The 21,416-nt window shown below is 64.1% G+C and carries 20 protein-coding genes; 13 read left to right on the top strand and 7 right to left on the bottom strand.

Annotated elements, in window-relative coordinates; translation table 11 throughout:
- Positions 1-19: 19 nt before the first annotated feature.
- The gene (locus HAP41_RS14450; RefSeq protein WP_166100690.1) at positions 20-1,645 is read left to right on the top strand and encodes an ABC transporter ATP-binding protein; all 1,626 of its coding nucleotides are present in this window, start codon (positions 20-22) and stop codon (positions 1,643-1,645) included.
- Positions 1,646-1,678: 33 nt separating this feature from the next.
- The gene (locus tag HAP41_RS14445) at positions 1,679-2,908 is read left to right on the top strand and encodes a Gfo/Idh/MocA family protein (protein ID WP_166100693.1); all 1,230 of its coding nucleotides are present in this window, start codon (positions 1,679-1,681) and stop codon (positions 2,906-2,908) included.
- 92 nt (positions 2,909-3,000) lie between these two features.
- On the opposite strand, the gene HAP41_RS14440 is transcribed toward HAP41_RS14445, so the two are convergent.
- From HAP41_RS14440 to madL, 4 genes are all read right to left on the bottom strand, one after another.
- Entirely contained in the window at positions 3,001-4,149 is a 1,149-nt protein-coding gene (locus HAP41_RS14440) for an ABC transporter substrate-binding protein (protein ID WP_166100696.1), read from the bottom strand.
- A gap of 466 nt (positions 4,150-4,615) precedes the next feature.
- The gene (locus HAP41_RS14430) at positions 4,616-5,302 is read right to left on the bottom strand and encodes a GntR family transcriptional regulator (protein ID WP_166100703.1); all 687 of its coding nucleotides are present in this window, start codon (positions 5,300-5,302) and stop codon (positions 4,616-4,618) included.
- Positions 5,303-6,067 carry a malonate transporter subunit MadM gene (gene madM / locus HAP41_RS14425; RefSeq protein WP_166100706.1) on the bottom strand — a complete coding sequence of 255 codons (765 nt, stop codon included), beginning with the start codon at positions 6,065-6,067 and terminating at the stop codon, positions 5,303-5,305.
- A complete protein-coding gene (gene madL / locus HAP41_RS14420) occupies positions 6,064-6,504 on the bottom strand; it encodes a malonate transporter subunit MadL (protein ID WP_166100712.1) in 441 nt (146 codons plus the stop codon). Before madL ends, madM begins: the two co-directional genes overlap by 4 nt.
- A 193-nt stretch (positions 6,505-6,697) precedes the next feature.
- Here madL and mdcA point away from each other — a divergent pair, with 193 nt between their 5' ends.
- From mdcA to HAP41_RS14385, 7 genes are read left to right on the top strand one after another with little or no spacing between them, the layout of a single operon-like run.
- Positions 6,698-8,344 (top strand): malonate decarboxylase subunit alpha, encoded by a 1,647-nt coding sequence (gene mdcA / locus HAP41_RS14415; protein ID WP_166100717.1) that lies wholly within the window; start codon positions 6,698-6,700, stop codon positions 8,342-8,344.
- Between the two features lie 10 nt (positions 8,345-8,354).
- Complete coding sequence (mdcC, locus tag HAP41_RS14410; protein WP_166100721.1) at positions 8,355-8,672, top strand: malonate decarboxylase acyl carrier protein; 318 nt, start codon at positions 8,355-8,357, stop codon at positions 8,670-8,672.
- On the top strand, positions 8,669-9,583 hold the full coding sequence (locus HAP41_RS14405; RefSeq protein WP_166100724.1) for a biotin-independent malonate decarboxylase subunit beta: 915 nt from the start codon (positions 8,669-8,671) through the stop codon (positions 9,581-9,583). The genes mdcC and HAP41_RS14405 overlap by 4 nt, the downstream gene beginning before the upstream one ends.
- Complete coding sequence (gene mdcE, locus HAP41_RS14400) at positions 9,570-10,310, top strand: biotin-independent malonate decarboxylase subunit gamma (RefSeq protein ID WP_166100727.1); 741 nt, start codon at positions 9,570-9,572, stop codon at positions 10,308-10,310. The genes HAP41_RS14405 and mdcE overlap by 14 nt, the downstream gene beginning before the upstream one ends.
- Positions 10,303-10,950, top strand: a complete 648-nt coding sequence (gene mdcG, locus HAP41_RS14395; RefSeq protein ID WP_166100732.1) for a malonate decarboxylase holo-[acyl-carrier-protein] synthase — start codon at positions 10,303-10,305, stop codon at positions 10,948-10,950. Before mdcE ends, mdcG begins: the two co-directional genes overlap by 8 nt.
- Positions 10,947-11,810, top strand: coding sequence for a triphosphoribosyl-dephospho-CoA synthase MdcB (gene mdcB, locus HAP41_RS14390; RefSeq protein ID WP_166100737.1), 864 nt, complete (start codon positions 10,947-10,949; stop codon positions 11,808-11,810). The genes mdcG and mdcB overlap by 4 nt, the downstream gene beginning before the upstream one ends.
- Positions 11,810-12,730 (top strand): acyltransferase domain-containing protein, encoded by a 921-nt coding sequence (locus HAP41_RS14385; RefSeq protein ID WP_166100742.1) that lies wholly within the window; start codon positions 11,810-11,812, stop codon positions 12,728-12,730. Before mdcB ends, HAP41_RS14385 begins: the two co-directional genes overlap by 1 nt.
- Here HAP41_RS14385 and HAP41_RS14380 read toward each other — a convergent pair.
- Positions 12,670-13,548 (bottom strand): hypothetical protein, encoded by an 879-nt coding sequence (locus HAP41_RS14380; RefSeq protein ID WP_166100747.1) that lies wholly within the window; start codon positions 13,546-13,548, stop codon positions 12,670-12,672. The two genes, HAP41_RS14385 and HAP41_RS14380, sit on opposite strands and share 61 nt — an antisense overlap.
- A 495-nt stretch (positions 13,549-14,043) precedes the next feature.
- On the opposite strand from HAP41_RS14380, the gene HAP41_RS14375 reads away from it, so the two are divergent.
- From HAP41_RS14375 to HAP41_RS14360, 4 genes are all read left to right on the top strand, one after another.
- Positions 14,044-15,480 (top strand): hypothetical protein, encoded by a 1,437-nt coding sequence (locus tag HAP41_RS14375; RefSeq protein ID WP_224580841.1) that lies wholly within the window; start codon positions 14,044-14,046, stop codon positions 15,478-15,480.
- A gap of 253 nt (positions 15,481-15,733) precedes the next feature.
- Positions 15,734-16,189: a hypothetical protein gene (locus tag HAP41_RS14370; RefSeq protein WP_224580842.1), complete on the top strand. Its 456-nt coding sequence runs from the start codon at positions 15,734-15,736 to the stop codon at positions 16,187-16,189.
- Between the two features lie 141 nt (positions 16,190-16,330).
- Positions 16,331-18,067: a type I secretion system permease/ATPase gene (locus tag HAP41_RS14365; protein ID WP_166100756.1), complete on the top strand. Its 1,737-nt coding sequence runs from the start codon at positions 16,331-16,333 to the stop codon at positions 18,065-18,067.
- A gap of 116 nt (positions 18,068-18,183) precedes the next feature.
- Positions 18,184-19,536, top strand: coding sequence for an HlyD family type I secretion periplasmic adaptor subunit (locus HAP41_RS14360; protein WP_224580843.1), 1,353 nt, complete (start codon positions 18,184-18,186; stop codon positions 19,534-19,536).
- A gap of 55 nt (positions 19,537-19,591) precedes the next feature.
- Here HAP41_RS14360 and HAP41_RS14355 read toward each other — a convergent pair whose 3' ends face one another.
- Both HAP41_RS14355 and HAP41_RS14350 read right to left on the bottom strand, forming a co-directional pair.
- Positions 19,592-20,374 carry a response regulator transcription factor gene (locus HAP41_RS14355; RefSeq protein ID WP_166100768.1) on the bottom strand — a complete coding sequence of 261 codons (783 nt, stop codon included), beginning with the start codon at positions 20,372-20,374 and terminating at the stop codon, positions 19,592-19,594.
- A gap of 212 nt (positions 20,375-20,586) precedes the next feature.
- Positions 20,587-21,171, bottom strand: coding sequence for a hypothetical protein (locus tag HAP41_RS14350; protein WP_224580844.1), 585 nt, complete (start codon positions 21,169-21,171; stop codon positions 20,587-20,589).
- Positions 21,172-21,416 lie beyond the last annotated feature (245 nt).

Here is a 21,416-nt window from a genome sequence, read left to right as displayed (position 1 = left end):
TGATGTCGGATCGGACAGCATGAGCGAGACAACAGAGGCGATCCTGTCGATCGAGCGGCTGACGCTGGCGCTGCCCGCCGGCGGAGATCGTGCCTCTGCCGTCGAGGACGTTTCGCTTGCTCTGCATCCACGACAAATTCTCTGCGTCGTCGGTGAATCCGGCTCCGGTAAATCGGTCTGCGCCTCTGCCGTAATGGGCCTGCTGCCCAGGGCCATTCGCCCGGTTGCAGGGGCCATACAGTTTGAGGGGCGCGATTTGCTGAACCTCCCCGCAGCAGAATGGCGGACGTTGCGCGGGCGACGCATCGCGATGATCTTCCAGGAACCGATGACAGCGCTCAATCCTGTGATCAGGATCGGCGACCAGATCATGGAAGCGTTCGAGGCGCACGGACAATTCACGCCAAGCGAGCGGCAGGCCCACTTGCGCGCCCTCCTCGAAGAGGTCGGCATGCGCGACCTCGAGCGGATCATCCGCAGCTACCCGCATCAGTTGTCGGGTGGCCAGCGTCAGCGTGCCATGATCGCAATGGCCCTTGCGCTCGAACCATCGATCCTGGTCGCGGACGAACCAACCACGGCACTCGACGTCACGACACAGGCACAGATCCTTCGATTGATCCGGGACATTCAGCAGCGGCGCGGCATGGCGGTGCTGTTCATCACCCATGATTTCGGCGTCGTCGCCGACATCGCGGACCGCGTCGCGGTCATGGAGAAGGGTCGCGTCGTCGAACAGGGGTCCGTGGAGGACGTGCTCGAACGCCCGCAGCATCCCTATACGCGCCGGCTGCTCGCCGCGGTGCCCGGCGGGACCCCGCCGGTCCGGGTCCGGGTCGAGGACGAACCGATCGCCTGCGCCGCGACCGGACTTGCGAAAATCTATCGTGGCAACGACTGGTTCAGTTCGCAGACCGAGGTCGCAGCCGTAAAGAATGTGACCTTCGAAATCCGGCGCGGCGAGACGCTCGGCCTCGTCGGAGAGTCCGGCTCGGGCAAGAGCACGATCGGTCGGCTGGTGATGCGTCTCACCGACGCCGACGCGGGCGTGGTCCGTATCGGCGAACTGGATTTCTCCGAGGCTCGCGGTGCCGGCCTGCGGGCCGCCCGTAAGCACGTCCAAATGGTGTTCCAGGATCCCTTCGCCTCACTCAATCCGCGTCGCCGCGTCGGGCGAATTATCGCCGACGGACCGATCGCGCACGGCGTCCCGCCGGCGCAGGCCTTCGCGCGTGCCGAGGAACTGCTGGCGCTTGTGGGTCTCGACCCAAGCGCCGCGCGGCGCTTTCCGCATGAATTCTCCGGAGGGCAACGCCAGCGGATCGGAATTGCGCGCGCGCTGGCGCTCGACCCGGAGGTGCTGGTGGCCGACGAACCGGTGTCGGCGCTCGACGTCTCTGTCCAGGCGCAGGTGCTTACCTTGCTCGAGACATTGAAGGTACGGCTGCGGCTGGCGGTGCTGTTCATCACCCACGATCTCAACGTCGCGGCCCAGGTCTGCGATCGGATTGCAGTGATGCGCCTCGGAGAAATCGTCGAGATCAGGCCGACGGCAGATCTGCTGACACGGCCGGAGCATCCCTACACGCAGGCCCTGCTGGCCGCGATCCCGGGCAGGCAACGCAGAACGCCCACGTCGGTCTGAACCACCACATTATCATTGAAGGAGGTCTCTGACATGCAGAAGCTCACGGAACTTCCACTGCTGCGCATCGGCCTTGTCGGCAGCGGCTTCATCGCCGCGTTCCATCTGCAGTCCATGCTCGGCGTGCGCAACGTCAGCGTCGGCGGCGTCTACAGCCGTTCCGCCGAACGGCGGACGCGCATCGCCGACAAGGCGCGCAATCTTGGCCTTGGGCCGGCGCATGTGTTTGACAGCATCGAGGCGATGGCAATGTCCGGCGAGGTCGATGCGCTTTGGCTGCTGACGCCGAACGACAGCCGTCTCGACATCATGCGCGAGATCCACCGCGTGACCAAGGCCGGGGCTCCCCTGCGCGCCATTGCTTGCGAAAAGCCGCTCGCCCGCACGCTTGCCGAAGCACGGGAAATGCGCAGGCTCGTCGAAGATGCAGGCCTGCTTCACGGTTATCTGGAGAACCAGCTTTTCTCGACCGCGGTGATGCGCGGCAAGGACATCATCTGGCGGCGGGCCGTACCCGGAAGTGGACGCCCCTATCTCGCGCGTGCCGCCGAGGAGCATTCGGGACCGCACGAGCCGTGGTTCTGGCAAGGCGACAAGCAAGGAGGGGGCGTGCTCTCCGACATGATGTGCCATTCAGTCGAGGTCGCACGCTTCATGCTGACCGCGCCAGGCGCAAAGCGTGACTCCCTACGGCTGCTCAGCGCCAGCGCCACGACGGCCAATCTCAAATGGACGCGCCCCCACTACGCTGCCGACCTCAAGAGGCGAATGGGGGTCGATTTCACCAAACGTCCGGTCGAAGATTTCGCGCGCGGGATACTTACGATGGAAGATACCGACGGGCATCAATTGATGATCGAGGCGACGACCTCATGGGCGTATGTCGGCGCGGGCTTGCGCATCCAGCTTGAATTGCTTGGTCCCGAATATTCGATGGAGTTCTCCTCGCTCTCGACTGGCCTCAAGGTCTTCCTCTCCCGCGCGATCAGCGGATCAGAGGGCGAGGATCTCGTCGAGAAGCAGAATTCCGAGCAAGGTCTGATGCCGGTAGTCGAGGACGAAGCCGGCATCTACGGCTACACCGACGAGAACCGCCATATGGTGGAGGCATTCAGGCGGGGCATGAGTCCGGCAGAAACCTTCGATGACGGGGTCGGCGTCATGGAAATGCTTATGGGACTCTATCGCTCCGCAGAACTTGGCCGGACCATCCACTTCCCTGATCCCGAACTCGAACACTATGTTCCTCTCGTAGCTCGCTGACGGCGTGAAGCCTTGTCCTCCAGGCTGAGGAGTCGAGATCACCGACGAGAAGCTCGGCTTCGACATCGTGTCTTCCCGAGGAAGGCGCGCTGCTATTTCGCCAAGCGGAACTTCCCGCCCTCGACCTTGATCAAAAAGGCTGAGCGTTCATCATAACCGTTGTGGTCGGTCTTCCTCATGTTCGACAGCCCGTTGTTGAGATAGACGTTCTCCCCGCGCTCGAGTTCGTCCCGCAGAGCTGCACGAAACTCGGGCGTGCCCGGCTTCGTCGTCTTCAGCGCGTTCGGAGCAGCTTTCCCGATCAGTGCGACGACATCCCAGAGGTGAGCCGCGAACATATTGGGTTTCTGACCGTTTACCGCCTCATAGGCGGTCACGAACTGCTCCGTCGCGTGACGGAACGGATCTCCCGCCGGAAGATCGGCCGCAATGGTAAAGGCCTCGCCTGCGAAAATAGCGCCTTCGACGGTCGCGCCTCCAAGCTTGATGAACTCCTCGCTGGCCACGCCATGCGTCTGAAAGATATTTCCGGTGTATCCGCGCTCACGGAGCGCCTGTTGCGGCAGGACCGCCGGGGTACCTGCGGAAGCAATGAAGACGGCGTCAGGATTCGTCGACATCACCTTCAACGCTTGGCCGGTGACGCTGGTGTCCGCACGCGCGTAGACTTCATGTGTCGTCACCGTCAGACCCAAGATCGGCGCAAGGCGGCTCACCTCCTTATAGTAACCTTCGCCATACCCATCCGAAACACCGATAAAGCCAAGCGTCTTCGCGCCGGATTTCGCGATGTATTTGAGAATGGCGCTCGCCATTAGGTCATCGTTGGGAACGACCTTGAAGGCCCAGGCCCGTTTGTCGTCCAACGGCTGAACGATGGCGGTGGCGGCCGCAAGCGATAGCAGCGGCGTCTTCGACTCCAGCGCGACGTCGAGCATCGGCATGGTCACCGGCGTCAGAGAAGACCCGACCAGCACATCGACCTTGTCCTGGATCACGAGCCGGCGCGCGTTCTGTATCCCTTTGGTGGAATCAGACTCGTCGTCCAAGGTGATGTAGGTCACCTTCTCTCCGCCGATCTCTTTTGGCAGAGCCGCGACAGTCTTGAGCTGGGGTTGCCCCAGCGCAGATCCCGGGCCGGTGGCCGAAATCACAATTCCGACTTTGATTTCCGCGCGCGCCGCGTATCCATAAAGTGCGCAGGCCACAACAAGACAAACTCGCGTGAAACCGATCGTCATGCAGCTCCTCCCTGTCCGCCCCGGTGCTTCAGCCAGTTGCATCGGACCCGCGGGGCAGCATCAAGGACCCGGAGGAGATCGTCCGATGTTCGAGCCCTGTCCCGGGGTTACGAGCAACCAGGCGAGCGACCCTAAGCGGATCGCAGGGCTGTGTCTGTCCCTATGCCTAGGGACAAGGACCCGCGTATCAAGCCAGGCGCTGGCCCAAGCCGCAGGAGTACGGTTCATTGCGTATGTTTTGCTTCGGACTATTGGCCTAACAGCTTCCTGATACCTGCCAAACCGGCACGCAGGAACGGATCTGAGTGGATGTAGAAATCTTTGACGCCGCGCTCAAGCCAGCTCGGCGCGATGCGAGCGCGGCGCGCCTCGATCAGGCAGAATGGGGATGCGACCTTACCAATAGTCCATGCCTGCGGCCGCCGGATGCGGTCAAGCTATCGGCCCGATCGTGCGATCGAGCTACTCAGCTGAGGCGATCATCGATGTAGCGCCTGAGCGCGGACGCGGCATTCAGCATATGCGCACGCATTCGGCGGGCTGCGGTCTCTCCGTCACCTTCCGCGATCGCCTGCATGATGGCGTCATGCTCGTCGCGGGACTTGCGAATGCGATCGCCCTGCCGCAATTGGGTGCGGCGGAAGGCGCTGAGCCGCGAACGCACGTCCTGCGCCTGCTCGGCGAGAAACGAGTTGTGCGTTGCGCGGTAGATGCATTCGTGGAATTCGCGGTTGAACGCGTCATAGGCATCGACATCGTTGGCCTCGACCATCTTGAGCGAGGCGTCATGAAGCTCGATCAGATGGCTGCGCTCGAGCGGCGTCATGCGGTAGGTCGCGAGCCTGACGCACATGGCTTCCACCTCGGCGCTGGTCTCGAACATGTCCATGATGCGCTCCGGCGTCATGCGCGCAACGACGAGGCCGCGGCGGCCGCGCACCTCGACGAGGCCGCTGACCACGAGCTGGCGAAGCGCCTCCCGCACCGGCGTGCGGGAAGCTCCAAAACGATCGGCAAGCTGCTGCTCTTCCAGGGCCGAACCGGCGACGAGCGCACCTGAGGCAATCTCGTCCGTAAGCGCATTCCGGATGCGATCGGAGAGCAGCCCGCCATCGTCCTCCGCGTCGACCGCGACCTTCAATACTTCTGCCATTCAGCCTCCCGTGATCGCGCGCACCGCGAAGTAAAGGATCGAGGGCGCGACCAGGCATCCGAGCCCGGTGTGGAATGTCGCCGTCAGCGCACCGTAGGGCACCAGACGTCGGTCCGTCGCCGCCAACCCTCCAGACACGCCGCTGACCGTTCCCATCAAGCCGCCAAACACCATCGCGCTACGCGGATTGTTCAGGCCGATCATCTTCGCCACAAAGGGCGTGCCGATCATGACGATCACTGCCTTGAATACACCGGTCGCAATCGAGAGCGCAATAACCGGTGAGGATGCGCCGATCGCCGCACCCGTGACCGGGCCCACGATGTAGGTGACCGCACCGGCGCCGATCGTCGTCAACGATTCCGCGTCAGTGTAGCCAAACGCCGCGGCGACGAACACGCCGAGAATGAACGGCACCACCGTTCCCAGTCCGAGTGCGACCGCACCGATCACCCCGGCCTTGCGCGCATGGACGACATCGACCTCGAAGGCGGTGGCGACGATGGCGAAATCGCGCAGCATCGCTCCGCCCATCAGGCCGATCCCGGCCAGGGCCGGCAGGTCGGCCACGCCCTTCTCGCCGCCGGTGGAGATGCCTCCCCAAAAGGCCAGCGTAAGGCCCAGCATGATCGCGATCGCCGAGGCGTGAATGCGCCCGAAGGTGAGATATTTCGAGATCGCCCCGGAGATCCACATCAGGATTCCGACGACCGCGAACGCAGTGATCAGCGCATTGGCGGCGAGAATGTGAGACATCATGATCATCCGATCCTCCCGGACTTGAAGTGGAGCACAGGTGCAGCGAGCGCCTCGGCCTCTCGCGCCTCGATCTCGTCCATGGTCTCGACACGACCGCTGAACCGCCCGATCAGGGCCACCATCGCGAAACACACCGCGACCGCGCCGATCCCCGCAATGACGACGATCGGACCGCCTTTTGCCGCGGCGACCACGTTCTGCTGCGCGGCCATGGCGACCACGATCGGAATGTAGAAGCTGCCCCAGAACTCGACGCCGGTCTTGAGCCCGTGGCTGAGTATGCCGTGCCGCACCAGCCAGAGCCGGGCCGCGATCAAGAACATCATGGCGATGCCCACGCCGCCAACATTGGCCTTCACACCGAGGGCGACGCCGAGCAGGTCTCCCAGCAGGCCCCCTAAGAGGGTGCAGATCGCGAGCAACGCTACGCCGGAAATGGTCACGGGCGCCTCCCTTCGGCGAGCAAGGCACGATCCCCAGGACTTGGACTATCTGCATGCATTCGCATCCTAAATTCCCTCCTGTGTATGCGAATATCCATCGCTTATGAGTTGATGTATACACTAATTGACATCTGAGGGCAATACGCATACATTACGGCAATCGAAAGCCAACCCCGCATGCCAAGGAGCCGAAATGAGCGATTGGGGTATGCAAAAGGCCGCCCTGGCGGAGCGCCTGACGGCCGGCGGCCAGCACGCCGAGGGCAAAACGGTGCCCATCGCGAACCTGCCTGCATTCCTGAGGGCGGTGATCCGGTCAGGGGACCGGGTGTGCCTGGAGGGCGATAATCAGAAGCAGGCCGACATCCTCGCCTCGGCGCTCGCGAACCTCGACCCCCAGGATGTCCATGACCTGCACATGGTGCAGTCGGGGGTGGTCCTGCCCTCCCACCTCGACCTCTTCGACAAGGGAATCGCGCGGCGGCTCGACTTCTCCTATTCGGGCCCGCAATCGGCCCGCATCGCGCGCATGCTGTTCGGCCGCAAGATCGAGCTCGGGGCCGTGCACACATACCTCGAGCTGTTCGCCCGGTATTTCATCGATCTCACGCCGAACGTTGCACTCATCGCGGCGGTGAGCGCCGACAAGGACGGCAATCTCTATACGGGGCCGAACACCGAAGACACGCCGACGGTGGTCGAGGCGACGGGCTACAAGAACGGTCTCGTCGTGGCGCAGGTCACCGAAATCGTCGACAAGGTGCCGCGCGTCGATATTCCCGGCGACCTCGTGCATTTCGTGGTCGAGGCCGGCCGCCCCTTCTATGTCGAGCCGCTCTTCACCCGCGACCCGGCCGCGATCACCGAGACCCAGATCCTGACGGCAATGCTCGCGATCAAGGGCATCTACGCGCCCTACGGCGTGCGCCGGCTCAACCATGGCATCGGGTTCAACACCGCCGCGATCGAGCTGCTGTTGCCGACTTATGGCGAGAGGCTCGGCCTCAAGGGCAAGATCTGCACCCATTTCGCGCTCAACCCGCATCCCACGATCATTCCGGCGATCGAATCCGGCTGGGTCGACCAGATCCACTGTTTCGGCTCGGAAGTCGGCATGGAGGATTACGTCGCGGCGCGTTCCGACGTCTTCTTCACCGGGCCCGACGGCTCGCTGCGATCGAACCGCGCCTTCTGCCAGACAGCGGGCCTCTATGCCTGCGACATGTTCATCGGATCGACGCTCCAGATCGACCTCGAAGGCCACAGCTCGACGGTGACGACCAGCCGCATCGCCGGCTTCGGCGGCGCGCCCAACATGGGCTCCGATCCGCGCGGCCGGCGCCACCCGAGCGAACCCTGGCTCAAGGCCGGCGCCGAAGCTGATCCCGATTCCAACGCGGCGCTGCGACGCGGCCGCAAGCTGGTGGTGCAGGTCGGCGAAACCTTCGGCGAGCGCAATGCCCCGCTGTTCGTCGAGCGGCTCGATGCGCTCGATCTGGCGCGCGAGCTCAAGCTCGATCTCGCGCCGGTCATGGTCTACTCGGACGACGTCACCCACATCGTCACCGAGGAAGGCATTGCCAACCTCTTGATGTGCCGGAGCAAGGACGAGCGCGAGCAGGCGATCCGCGGCGTTGCCGGCTACACCGACATCGGACGCGCGCGTGATGCGAAGCTGGTCGAACAGCTCAGGCAGCGCGGCGTGATCCAGCGCCCCGAGGATCTCGGCATCGATCCGCTCGACGCCGACCGGCGCCTGCTGGCGGCCCGCTCGATCAAGGACCTCATGCTGGCCTCCGGCGGTCTCTACCGCCCGCCCAGCCGCTTCCGCAATTGGTGAGGAGTTTTGCATGGAAAAGCTCAGCTTCAGACTGACTGCCCCGAGATGCGCCGGCGGCACCCGCACCCAGGCGATCGTCGGCGTCGTCGCCTCCGGCAATCTCGAAGTCCTGCTGGAACGCGTCTCGCCGACAGATGTCTGCACCATCGACATCGCGACGGCCGCTCACGGCTTCGGCACGGTCTGGGACGCTGTGGTCCGCGACTTCGTCGCCCGCCGCTCTGCCGGGGGCTTGCGCATCTCCATCAATGACGGCGGCGCGAGGCCCGACACAGTGGCGCTGCGCCTCGCACAAGGGGTCCGCAAGATCGAGGAGCCGGAACGATGACAGCCGTCACAGCCGACGCCAATTTGCTGAGCTGGTACGAGGCCAGCGCCCGCCAGCGCATCGACGCGCTCGTCGACGCCGGCAGCTTTACCGAACTCATCGGCCCCGAGCTGCGCGAGATGAGCCCGCATCTGGCGATCTTCGACCTGCCGGAGCAGTTCGACGACGGCATCGTCGTCGGGCGCGGCCGCCTGGACGGCACGCCCGTGCTCGTCGCCGCACAGGAGGGACGCTTCATGGGCGGTGCCTTCGGCGAGGTCCATGGCGCCAAGCTCACGGGCCTCTTGCGCGCCGCGCGTGCGCTTCATCAGGACGTACTGATCCTGTTCGATACCGGCGGCGTGCGGCTTCAGGAAGCCAATGCGGGCGAGCTCGCCATCGCCGAGATCATGCGCGCGATCATCGAGGCACGGCGCGCCGGCATCCACATCGTCGGCCTGATCGGCGGCCGTGCCGGCTGTTATGGCGGCGGCAGCCTGATCGCCGGCACCTGCTCGCGTCTCATCGTATCCGAACAAGGCCGGCTCAGTGTCAGCGGCCCCGAGGTCATCGAAACCAACAAGGGCATCGAGGAATTCGACTCGCGCGATCGCGCGCTGGTGTGGCGCACCATGGGCGGCAAGCATCGCTACCTGATCGGCGGCGCTGATGCGTACGTCGACGACGAGGCGCAGGCGTTTCGCGGGGCGGCGATCGACGCGCTCAAAGCCAACAGGCGATGCGACGTGGCGGTGCTCGAAGCCGAGCAGACGCGCCTCGAGCGGCGATTGCAGCGTTTCGGCGAGGCCGAGGACGCCGTCGAGATCTGGCAGGCACTCGGCATCGACCAGCCGACGGAGATTCCCGCGCTTCCCACAGCCGCATTTCTTCGCGCGGCAGACAACAGGGAGAACGCCGATGACGCTCGATGACATTCTGGCCAGTCTCTTTCCGAACGGCAGCAAGATCGCAACCACGGGCGCGATGATCGCGGGACAGGCGATCCTTCCCGGTGGAGGTCCCGTCCACGTGCTGGGCATCACGCAGGGTCAGCCGCTCGGCGTCGACGAGGCGATCGTGCTAGCAGGGCGCGTGATCGAGATCGTCAAATCCGGCGATCGCGCGCCGATCCTGGTCCTGGTGGATTCCGCCAGCCAGCGCATGAGCAAGCGCGACGAGTTGCTCGGCCTCAGCGAGTATCTGTCGCATCTCGCCAAGACCCTGCTGCTGGCCGAAGCCGAAGGACATCGCACCGTCGGCCTGCTCTATGGCGGCAGCGCGGCCGGCGCGTTCATCGCCACCGCGCTCGCCACCGCTACGCTGGTGGCGCTGCCCGGTGCGCATCCCGCGGTGATGGATCTGCCGTCGATGGCGCGGGTCACCAAGCTGCCGATCGATGTGCTGAAGGCCAAGGCGGAAGCGACGCCGGTGTTCGCGCCTGGCCTCGACAACATGGTGCAGACCGGCGGCATTCACGCCGTCTGGGATGAAAATGCGCCTTTGGCGCCGCAGCTTGCGGCCGTGCTGCAACGGCCGCAGGGAGAGGACGATCGCGCCCGGCTCGGCGCCGAGCGTGGCGGCCGGCGGAAGGCGGCCGAGATCGCCGATCGGGTTGTCACGCTCGCGGCAGACGCGCATCAGGGGGCGCAACATGGCTGAAGCCCTCCAGCGCCATACGATGGTGACGGCCTCGGCCACCGGGTGGGCCGCCGCGATGAGCCGAAATCCCGCGCTCGCCAGCGAGCCGATTATCGAGGGCTGGGCGCGCACCGGCCGCCCGCTCGTGGTTCGCAGGCCGGCCTGCAACGATCTCGCAGGCATGATTCCACTTGGCCTGCCGCTGCCGCCGAGCCACGGCAAGCGGCGTATCGCCGTCGCGCTCGCCCCCGGCGAACTCATCACGCATGCTCCGCCGCCATTGCTGGCGGATGCGGCAACATCGGCGCCGGCGTCGTGGCGCCAGACCATCGACCTGCTCGTCCGCCTTCTGCCTGAGACGCGCACGTACGGCAGTCTGGCCTGGCAGCATCTCACCGGCCTGCCCTATCTGTCTGATGGATCGGACCTCGACCTGCTCTGGCCGCTGTCGTCGGCGGGGCACGCGAACACCCTGCCGTCAGACATCGCGCGGATCGCAGAGACGGCACCGATGCGGCTCGACGGCGAGATCGTCTATCGCGCCGGCGGCGTGCAATGGCGCGAGCTGACCGGCGCTGACGAGGACGAAGTCCTCGTCAAGGGCGCGGCCGGCGTTCATGTCACCACACGTGCGGCGTTTCTCGCGGGTGGCGCGTCATGAATGTCGCGCTGAGATGGCAAGCACCGCTGCAACGCGAGCTCCGCGCGGAGCAGCTCGGTCATCTCGCATCGCTGTGCCTGAAGCTCGAAGTCGAGACCTATCCGAAGCCGGGGCTCGTCAGCCACGTCGACAACGGCGCGCATCGCGATATGGACTCCGGGCTCCTGTGCCGAAGTGCCGACACGCTGGCTCCGTTCTTCCACGACCTCGCAGCCGCGGGCGCCGAGGGCGCCGGCATGGACCGGTTGCGCGCGATCGGGGTTGCGGCGGAGCGCGCGATGTTGGCGGCGACCTCAGGTGTGAACACGCATCGCGGCGCGATCTTCGGACTGGGTCTGCTCTGCGCCGCGGCCGGGTATCGCAGCGCTCTCGGCATTCGCAAGCCGCTCGGCGAATTGGCGTCGCAACGTTGGGGCGACGCCATCTACGCAGGCCCGATATCCCTGCGCAGCCACGGCGCCGTGGCGTCACGTCGCTACGGCGCTGGCGGCGCCAGGGCGGAAGCGGCTTGTGGCTTCCCCTCCGTCTATGACATCGCCCTTCCCGCGCTGCATGCGGCGCGGACGCTCGCGCCTCGGGATGAGGAGGCGGTCCGGGTTCAGACCTGCATGGCGCTGATCGCAGATGTTGCCGACACCAATCTGTTGCACAGGGGCGGAGTTGACGGATTGCGCTTCGCGCAGGCTAGCGCATCCGCATTCCTTGCCGCAGGCGGAATCGGTTGCCCAGGCTGGCGCAAGCACGCCGACGGCATTCACCAGGCGTTCGTCGCGCGCAATCTCAGTCCGGGCGGATCGGCAGATCTGCTCGCCATGGCTCTGTTTGTGGACGCTCTCTTCGTCGATCGGCTGGCCCCCTGATGCTTGCACTGCTCTGCGGCGGACAAGGCACCCTGTCGGACAATATCTTCGATCTCGTCGCCGATCGGCCTGCTGCGGAATCGGTCTTCGCCGCTGCGACCGCTTGTCTCGGCGAAGATCCGCGGAAGTTCATAAGGACGCGCCGCGCGGACGAGCTGTCCGCCAACCATGCCAGCCAGATCCTAACCGTCACATCGGCGCTCGCGATCCACGCCTGTATCGCGGACTTGCTGACTGAGGGCACCGCTGTCACGGGCTACAGCGTCGGCGAGATGGCGGCCTGGAGCGTTGCGGGAATATGGACCGCCGCCGAAGCGTTGCGACTGACCGATATCCGCGCCCGATTGATGGACGGCGTGGCGGGGCCGGATGGGCGGCTCGGCTATGTCCGCGGGCTCGAACGAGCCACGCTCGAACACCTGCTCGAGACGCACCGCTGCGAGATCGCAATCAGGAATCCCGGCCTTCTTGTCGTGGTTGGAGGCGCGGAGCGCGATGTCATCGCCCTCTGTCAGGAGGCGACGACACAGGGCGCCGCCCGCGCCGGTCTTCTCGCCGTCAAAATCGCCTCGCATACGACGCGTCTCGAACCGGCCTGCACGCCCTTGCAGCAAGCGCTTGCGACCAGCAGACGCGCTCCTGTCGCAGACCAACGAACCCTCCTCGCAGGGGATGGCGGCGAGCGCATCTTCTCCGTGACCGATGCGACAGCAAAGCTCGCATGCCAGATCGCGCGCCCGATCGACTGGGCGGCGACACTGGAGGCTCTCGTAGAGCTCGGGATCGATCAAGTCCTGGACCTCGGTCCAGGACACGCGCTTGCCGAGATGACGCAAGGCTTACATCCATCGATCCGCTGCTACGCCGCCGACGGATTTCGCACGATCGATGGTCTGCGAAACTGGGTTGTTTCCGAATAGGCAGGGCGCCCGGCGGCTCGCGATTGAGCGAACGCATGAAATTTCTCGAGAGAACTCGCCCTCGACAAGAGAAGCCTCCAGATACTCACCGCGATCGGTGCTGAAAGCTGTGGTGTTGAGCGACGCCAGGCATTGCCCCATAAGCCCTGTTGGGCCCAAACCAGGGAGCCGCGCCGCCAGGGAGCTCGAGGCCCATTCTGCCTGCTGGCGTCAACTCGCCGCTGGCAAGCGAATAATAGCTGGGGCAGCAGCGCGGCCCACGGAATGGTTAGACTCGCGCTCAAGACGGAGACAAGCCCCAAAGCCATCAGCAGCATGCCAAGCCAGGTCCAAACCCGTCCGTCATCGCCCGCCTCTCCGGCGGAAAAGGCGAGCGGCGCCGCCGAGGCGGCAACCACGTCACTGGCGGCTGGCGCCGCCGCAAGGAGTGCCTCCACGTCGACCTGGCGCGGCGTGATCTCGTCAGCCGTGAGCCGGTCGCGTTTGGAAAGGGGAGCCGGCGACGCGCGGGTTGCGATCCTGGTGGCGAGGACGGGACTGGCATCAACCACCTGCGCGGGCACGGACGGGCTCGGCCGGGACGTATCCGCAGGTGCGGAGCGCGGCAGCTCCGCGCGCGCATCCACCACCGTCTTCCGCTTGCGCGCCGCGGTCTGGTTCTCTTCGGCCGCGGCGACACGATGTTTGGTGGCGCGTTGCTGAACCAGCTTCTTCGCCCTCTCAGTTCCTTCGGCGATCTGGAACCAGCATCTGCGCTGGCCTTCCACCCGATAGACCCAGTGCTGGCCATCGGCGGTCGACTTGCCGGGCCGCGTCAAGCACTCTGCTTCCGCGGAAGCGGGCGCAGGGGCTGTGGCGGGACCGGCATTGAAGAGTTCGGAAAGAGGCGTCGAAAACGCGGATGATGTCGAGAGACCTGCAATAAGCGTAAAAGCGGCGCAATAAACTCGCAAATGACCGGACATGGAAAACCCCGGTGTTGCGCCCCTGCCCGGACGGGAGCGTTGGCCGTGACCTAGGTCGCAATGCGACTTAAATCCGGCAACGCCGTGGATTCATTTTGGCCGCAGGCGATCTGGCCGTCAGCTCGATTGTCCATTTTCGCCATCCCCTCAAGGTCGCACTTTCAAGCATCGGCCCACGCAAAGTTGCAAAGGCTGTTTACCCGAACGGATGTAGCCGATGTTACGGGTGCCAGACGAAGCGCTATATCCGAACTGACGACTGGGCATTCGACCTTCCCGGGATGACAGTCTGTCCGGAGTGCAGAACCCGTCCGATCGCGCGGAGCGATTGCGATGAGGGAGGCTACGATGGATTTTTCGCGGATGTCGGATGGAATCCGGCTGCATCACGCCTCCCATCGCCACGATGGGTACGATGGTGACGACGAAGCGGGTCCGGCACTGAGCGCACCGTTCCTGACTGACGCGGTTGGCGGTGGCGCCCTGGTCCATGGTCCCCGCCCGTTTGCAGGTCAATTTGCAGATTCTGGAGCGCACCCCGCGAGCGCGAACACCCAGCACAATGACTCCGACCCGATTCAATCCAAACATCCCACGTCGGTGGGCGACACGGACGGCCACGTCGGCAACCACGCTGCGGCGGGCCTGGATGCTTCGTCCACCACGCCCGCTTCCGGCGCATCACATCCCGGGATGGGCATTGCTGCGGTCGAGAGCGGAGCCAACACGGCCGGAAACGGCGGAGATGGCTACTTCTACGGAAGCATCATTCACGCGTCCCTGTTGATCTATCAACCGATCAACATCTCGGTGAGCTTGGGATACGGCTCGGTCGCCCTGGCCAACCAGTCCAACAATTTGAATGTCGATCAATCCCCTTTTCAGATGGGCGGCGTCGGCGGCCATGGCGGCAATGACAACATTGCATCAGGCGGCAGCGTCAGTACGTCCTTAGGCGCCGGCCTGATCGCGAGCGGCGACAACGGCGCCGGAAACGGCGGCAGCGGCTATTTCTCGGGTGCGATCGTGGACGCTCCCGTGGTGATCTATCATCCGATCAATATTGCGGTGGCAGCCTCGAGCGGCACTGCGCATGCAAGTCAATCGAACACGGTGGACATCGATCAATCGGCCATTCAGATCGCGGGCGTCGGCGGAAGTGGCGGACATGGCAACGTAGCCGTCGGCGGCAGCGTCATGACGCTCGACCCCGGCTGGGGATCAAGCAACGGAGGCGGCGTCTCGGACGTTCAAACGGGCGGAAGCCAGGCCGGCAATGGCGGCGACGGCGTGTTCTACGGTGAACTCGTCCATACCTCGTTTGTAGTGTACAACCCGATCAACATCGCAATCGCGGGCTATGGCTCCAGCACTTACGCGGTCCAGATAAATGATGTCTCCGTGGATCAATCCGCGGTTCAGATCGCTGGCATTGGCGGGCACGGCGGCAACGACAACGCCGCAGCGGGCGGCCATGCAAGCCTTCTCTCCCATAATTTGTGGGGCGGCTCCGATACGATCGCGACCGGTTCGAACAGCGCAGGCAATGGCGGCAACGGCTATTTTGCCGGCAGTCTGATCGACGTCAGCGTCGCGATCTATGCACCCATCAACATCGCAATCGCAGGTCCCCATTCGACGGCCGTAGCCGATCAGGTCAACAACGTGCACATCGACCAGAGTGCGGTCCAGATCGCCGGCGTTGGCGGGGACGGCGGCCACGGCAATCTCGCACTGGGTGGCGATGCCGCGCATCTCTTGTCGGATCTTCACCTGGTGGCATAGCGAAACGTCGCATCGCTCGCATAGCCGATCGCATCGCGGCACGCGCCGTCGCCACTCTTCGCATGCAAAGCCCGCGCAGAGGCGCCTCTCCTGACGAAATGTCGTACTTTCGTACGTAGGCCCACCAAACCGGATGGTGTCCGATTTGACATCTATCGCCATCGCGCGTGGGCGGACCAGACTTGCCGCGCGCGTCCGCCTGATCGGGATGGATGTTGCACGACAGCCAACAAACCGACGGAGGCCTCAAATGATGCCAAAGGCAATCAATATCTCGGATACGATCAAAGTCAAATCGATCGACACCGGTGGTCAAAGTGCCGGAAATGGCGGCGACGGTACTTTCAAGGGAGCCATCATCAGCAAGCCGACTGTCAACTACGATCCGACCAACAAGGCGGAAGGTGCCGACGTGCACGTGAACACCGGCGATCACGTCAAACAGACGGCGGATTGGGATGCCGGCGGCGCAAACGCCAAGGCCTCGTATTTTTCGAAGGCCCATGGCGGAGACGCCGAGTCGAACGGAAGCCAAAAATCCTACAGCGGCTACGATACCTCCAAGGTCTACGCCAATACGGATGCCACCCAGATCAACAAGGTCATGGTGGACCAGCACCAGGAAGTTGTGGCCGGCATCGGCGGCGATGGCGGAGACGGCAACTTCGCATGGGGTGGCGGAGTGACCTTCCATCTCGATACGCTCTAACCAGCCGCTCGTCCGACTGGCGGGACCGGCGGCCGCGGCCGCCGGTCCTGGATTTCACGCCAATGATCTACCGATGCCGTTGCCGGATTGCGTTGGCCATCGGTCAAGTGCGCCGGACCTCGATTTCAGGCGGTGACGATCATGCTGATGCCGCCCATTCGGTTGCCTATCCTGCCGCAGATCGGGACGCCACTGCACACAGCCCTCCGGTCCTGCGCGGGACCGCTCGGTCTCGTATTCGCGTATAGCTGCAGCTACAACCTGCTCCTGTTTGCGCCCTCCATCTATCTTCTTCAGATCTACGACCGGGTGTTGTCGAGCCAGAGTGGCGACACCTTGCTCCTGCTCACGCTCATTGTCGCGATCACAGTGGTCGTCGGCGGCGTGTTCGATGCATTGCGGCGCGCCGTCCTGGGACGCCTTGGCGCCTGGCTCGACGATCGCCTTCGTCCTTGCGTGCTTTCGGCCGGCCTCGAATCGGCGCTTCGCAGCGATTGGACGCAAGCGTCGGGCGCGTATCGGGATCTCACGGTGCTGCGCCAGTTCGTCGAGTCCGGCGCATGTCCGATGCTGTTCGACGCGCTCTGGGCGCCCCTGTTCCTCCTTGTCCTCTTTCTGATCCATCCCCTGCTCGGCGTGGTGGGCGCCTGTTGCGTCGCCTTCCTGTTCGCGCTCACGGTTGCCGGAGAGCTGGTCACCGAAGACGTTCTGCTCAGATCCGGCGCCGCGCTGTCCAGAAGCTGCGGCCGGCTCCAGACTGCAGCGAGCAACATCCACATGATCCGCGCCATGGGAATGCTCGATAGCGCTGCGCGCATGATCCACCGTGACGCGCAGCACGCCCGCAGAGAGCACGATGTGGCACTCCAGCGAGGCGAGATCGTCTCGCTGGCCACCAAGCCGGTTCGCGCGCTGTCGCAGGTCCTGATCATGGGGGCCGCCGCATGGCTCGTCCTCGATCACGGGAAGAGTCCGGCAATCATCTTTGCTGCCACGCTGATGTTCAGCCGGGCGCTCGCGCCGGTCGAAAGTGCGGTCGCAGGCTGGAAATCACTCGTGACGGCCGTGAGCGCCTGTCAGCGGCTCGGCGCACTTCTCGCCGCATTCCCCGCCGCCCGGCAGCAGAGCGCGGAGGTTTCTCCGCTGCAGGCGCCAAGCGGCCTCGTCGTCGACAATGTCGGCGTGAGGCTTGCGGGGACCAACCATCTTCTGCTGAACGGTGTCTCGTTCAGCCTCATGCCCGGAGAATGCCTTGGCATTATCGGTCCGTCCGGATCAGGCAAGTCCTTGCTCGGGCAGGTGATCGCCGGGCTGTCGATGCCAACGCATGGCCGTGTCGTCCTCGACAATACCGACGTCTCGCTGCTTCGCGAGGGTCGAAACGGCGACCGCCTCGGATATCTCCCCCAGGACATCAACCTGCTCGGCGACACGATCAACGACATCATCGCACGCCTTGAAGATGCCGACCGACGGAAAGTCATCGAAGCGGCCAAGCTCGTCGGTATCCATGCGGCGATCATGGGCCTGCCGCTGGGTTACGACACGGTGGTTCAGAGCGAAGCAACCTTCTCGCGCGGGTATCGGCAGCGCCTCGGTCTTGCCCGCGCCTTTTTCGGCAATCCACGTCTCGTCGTTCTCGACGAACCCAACGCCAGCCTCGACTACGGGGGCGAGCGAATGCTGCTGGATGCCATCGAGCGCATGAAGCTCGCGGGCGTCATCCTTGTCGTCGTCACCCACAGGATGGGCCTTCTCGCAGCCACGGACAAGATTGCCATCATGGAGGGCGGTGCGGTCGCCGCGTTCGGCGACAGCGAGGACATCTTTGAACGGCACCTGAGCCGACCCCAGGTTACTTCGCAGATTGCGCCATGATCTGGAACTCTCTCACCATCTGGAAGCTTCCCGCCGTCTCGAGACTTCCCTTGGTCTGGGACCAGCTCATGCGAGCGCCGGCGAGCCCCCTGCCCGCCCGGCGATCTGGCGTCGTGGTGACCGCAATCGACGATTTCGAGCCAATGGAATTTCCATGGTGTTCGACGCCCACGCCGACCTCTCCGCGCGGAAGGCTTCGCGGTATCACCGTCGCGGGCAATCTGCTGGTGCTCTGCTTCATGCTGGGGCTTGGGACATGGGCGAGCCTCGCGCCTCTCGAGAGCGCCGCGATCGCCTCCGGCGTCGTGGAATCGGAATCGAGCCGCAAGACGATTCAGCATCTGGAAGGCGGCATCATCAGGAAGATCCTGGTTTCGGATGGCGATATCGTGCGCAGCGGCCAAACGCTGATCGAGCTGGACGACACCCGGGCCGGCTCGGAGATGCAAAGCCTCCAAGGCCAATTCTGGGATGCCGCTGCTCGTGCCGCACGGCTTCAAGCCGAGCAGCAGAGATTCGAGAGGATCGCAATCCCGGACGCGCTGGAACAGGACAGCAGGCAGAGCGAGGTGGCGGCCGCCGCGGTGTCGGCGCAGCAATTCATTTTTCAGGCACGCCTCCAGGTTCACGAGTCGCAGCTTGCGGTCATTCGCGAACGAAGGCGTCAAGTCGAAAAGGAGATCGAAGGTCTCAAGGCTCAGGAAACCGCCACCGGGCAACGGGTCGACATCGTTCGGGAGGAACTGGATATGGTCGCGACCCTCGTCAACAAGGGACTCGAACGGCGGCCGCGGCTGCTGAACCTGCAGCGGGAGCTGGCCGACGTTGAGGGCCGCCGCGGCGAGATCGCCGCGCAGATTGCCCGCGCCGGGCAGGTCATCAGCGAACAGCAGGCCACCTTGTTCAAGCTCGAGAGCGAGAAGCAGAACGAGATCGCACAGTCGCTTCGTGAAGCACAGAACCAGATATTCCAGCTCCGCGAGCGGTTGCTTGCGGCCAGGGATCAGCTATCGCGAACGGAGATCAAGGCGCCCGAGGACGGCGTGATAACCGATCTGCGGGTTCATACGGCCGGCGGCGTCATCGGAGCGGGCGCTCCGCTCATGGACCTGGTGCCCCGGCAAGACCGTCTCATCGTGACCGCGCGCCTGAGGCCCGAGGACATCGATGTGGTTCATCCCGGCCTCAATGCCGAGGTTCAACTCGTACCGTACAATCAGCGTCGCGTGCCTCGCCTGAAGGGAACCGTCGTGCACGTATCCGCAGACCGGCTGCTCGACAAGCGTACCGACCAGCCATACTACGCGACCAGGATCCGGATCGACGACGGACAGATCGTCGCGAACGACATCCAGATCGTCCCCGGCATGCCGGTTCAGGTGTTCATCACGACGGGGCGCGGCACCGTGGCTCTCTACGCGCTCAGGCCCCTGCTCGACAGCTTCCGTGGTGCATTCAGAGAGGACTGAAGCGCGATGAGATTGCAGTGAATCGTCATCGCGCCTTCCGGGTCCGGATCATGCATTAGGTCTCCGGCATGAGAGCCACGCCGGGGACGTGATCGCGACTCGGCGCGGGCAACCGGCCGCGCCAGCGGAGCACGGCCTCCGTGCGATTGTGCGCGGCACATTTCCTCATGATATGCTGAATGTGCATTTTGACCGTGCTTTCCGACAGGCGCAATTTGGCGGCGATCAGCTTGTTGGGCAGGCCGAGCTCCAGTTCCGCCAGAACCTGTTGCTCACGAGGCGTCAGATCGGTCACGCTCCTGTCGATAGCCACTCTGGCTCCCTCGTTCATCAGATATGCGGGCGAGAGCCCGCGCGCATCCGGCGGCTCGAAATCCGGTATCCTGTTCATCCCGGCCACGGGCAACGGCCTGTAGGCGCCGCCGACGAGAACAAGGCGCAGGCCGGCTATGGCGATCTCGATCGGTAGCGAGGTGGAAAGAAAGCCGCGCACGCCCCGCTGCATCGCGGCCTGCACGGTCGGCTCGTCCTCGTGGTTTGACAGGACCACAGTGGCGGCGTTGGGACAACACTCCGCAACGAAGGCGAGATCGTCCTCAACCGAGGGATCGCCGATGGGCTTGTCCGCGATACTCAGCATCACCAGACGAACATCGCGGGCTGACGTGCAGTCCAGGCCTTGGACAGATGCCATGTCAAGGATCTCAAGTTCGTCCAACTCCCGCCTGAGGACGTGCAGAATGCATGTACGAGGCAACAGGAGCGGCTCGATGATCACCAGAACCGGCAGATGAAGCGATTCATTGAGCCGTTTTGAAGCGTTGGTTATGTCGTGCATGATGTCCTCGAGATGAAAAGAACTTCCGCGATATTCCCATTCCGTATTGCGTCTCCCCTGCTGCTGCATTCATCCTGAATGCATCATCACGAGAGCGGCGCAGTGCCGCGTTAGTGCCGTATCCACTGCGGGATCACTCGACACCTGGGAGGAAATTCTTTCCGCTCAAATCATTTGGGCGCGTACCGCGCGGTGGCGCAGTCGACGCATCCCTAATTGCAGATATTTCGATACGCCGTTGACGCCGCCGACCCCGACTTGCCGTCGACGACATATGCTTCATCCTCCTTCACGAGATACAGAAACGGCCTCTCGCCAGTCTCGCCGCCTGACGCGCTTCTTCCTTTCACGCGGCCGCAAATCGTATCCACGGGGCGTCCAAACATGTTCTTTCGCATTGCGCGCTTCACGTCGCTGAGTTCGACCGTTTCCGGCCCCCTCATCTGCGTCGCGATCGCAACCTTCGCCTTGTCCAGAGCAGGGTCCGGCATTTCCGCGGGCCGTTCGGATGCCGGGACGCTGATGCTCGTCCGCGGGGACGCCGCTTTGGCAAGGTCGGTCGATCCGCGTTTCTTCGGAGATTTCGGAGATGATGTCTTGCCGGGCCTTGCCGGCGTTGCGGAACTCGATCTGACAGCCGCAGGCTCTTGCGCCAACGCCGTCGGCATTGGCTGCGCGGGTTGGGCGACAGCGAAACAGGGTCGTGACGCGCATCCGAGGAAATACCCTCGGGAAGGCGCAAACCAGCCAAAGCCGATCAGGACTCCCGCCAGCACTCCGACAAAAAGCAGTCCCATCCGATTCCCCTCCTCCGGGAGCTCGGCTCGCACTCGTAACTAGGACTAATTCCGCGCTGGTGATCTATCTGTTGCGCAAAAGCATTAAGCGCCCATTAAGCGCGCGCCGTTGTCCGGCCCATGCCTGGATGGGCGGATTAGATCGGGCTCCAGACCCGTGCCGAAATGACCGCGCCGATTGCCACAATGTAGTCGTTTTTCTGAATTCGGCGGAGATCGCCACGCGAGGAGGACGTTCCCCCGCT

The organism is Bradyrhizobium barranii subsp. apii (assembly GCF_011516635.5).
Lineage (GTDB): Bacteria > Pseudomonadota > Alphaproteobacteria > Rhizobiales > Xanthobacteraceae > Bradyrhizobium > Bradyrhizobium barranii.
Note: the sequence above shows the minus strand (reverse complement) of the source record. Positions and strands in the feature narration are given on the sequence as shown.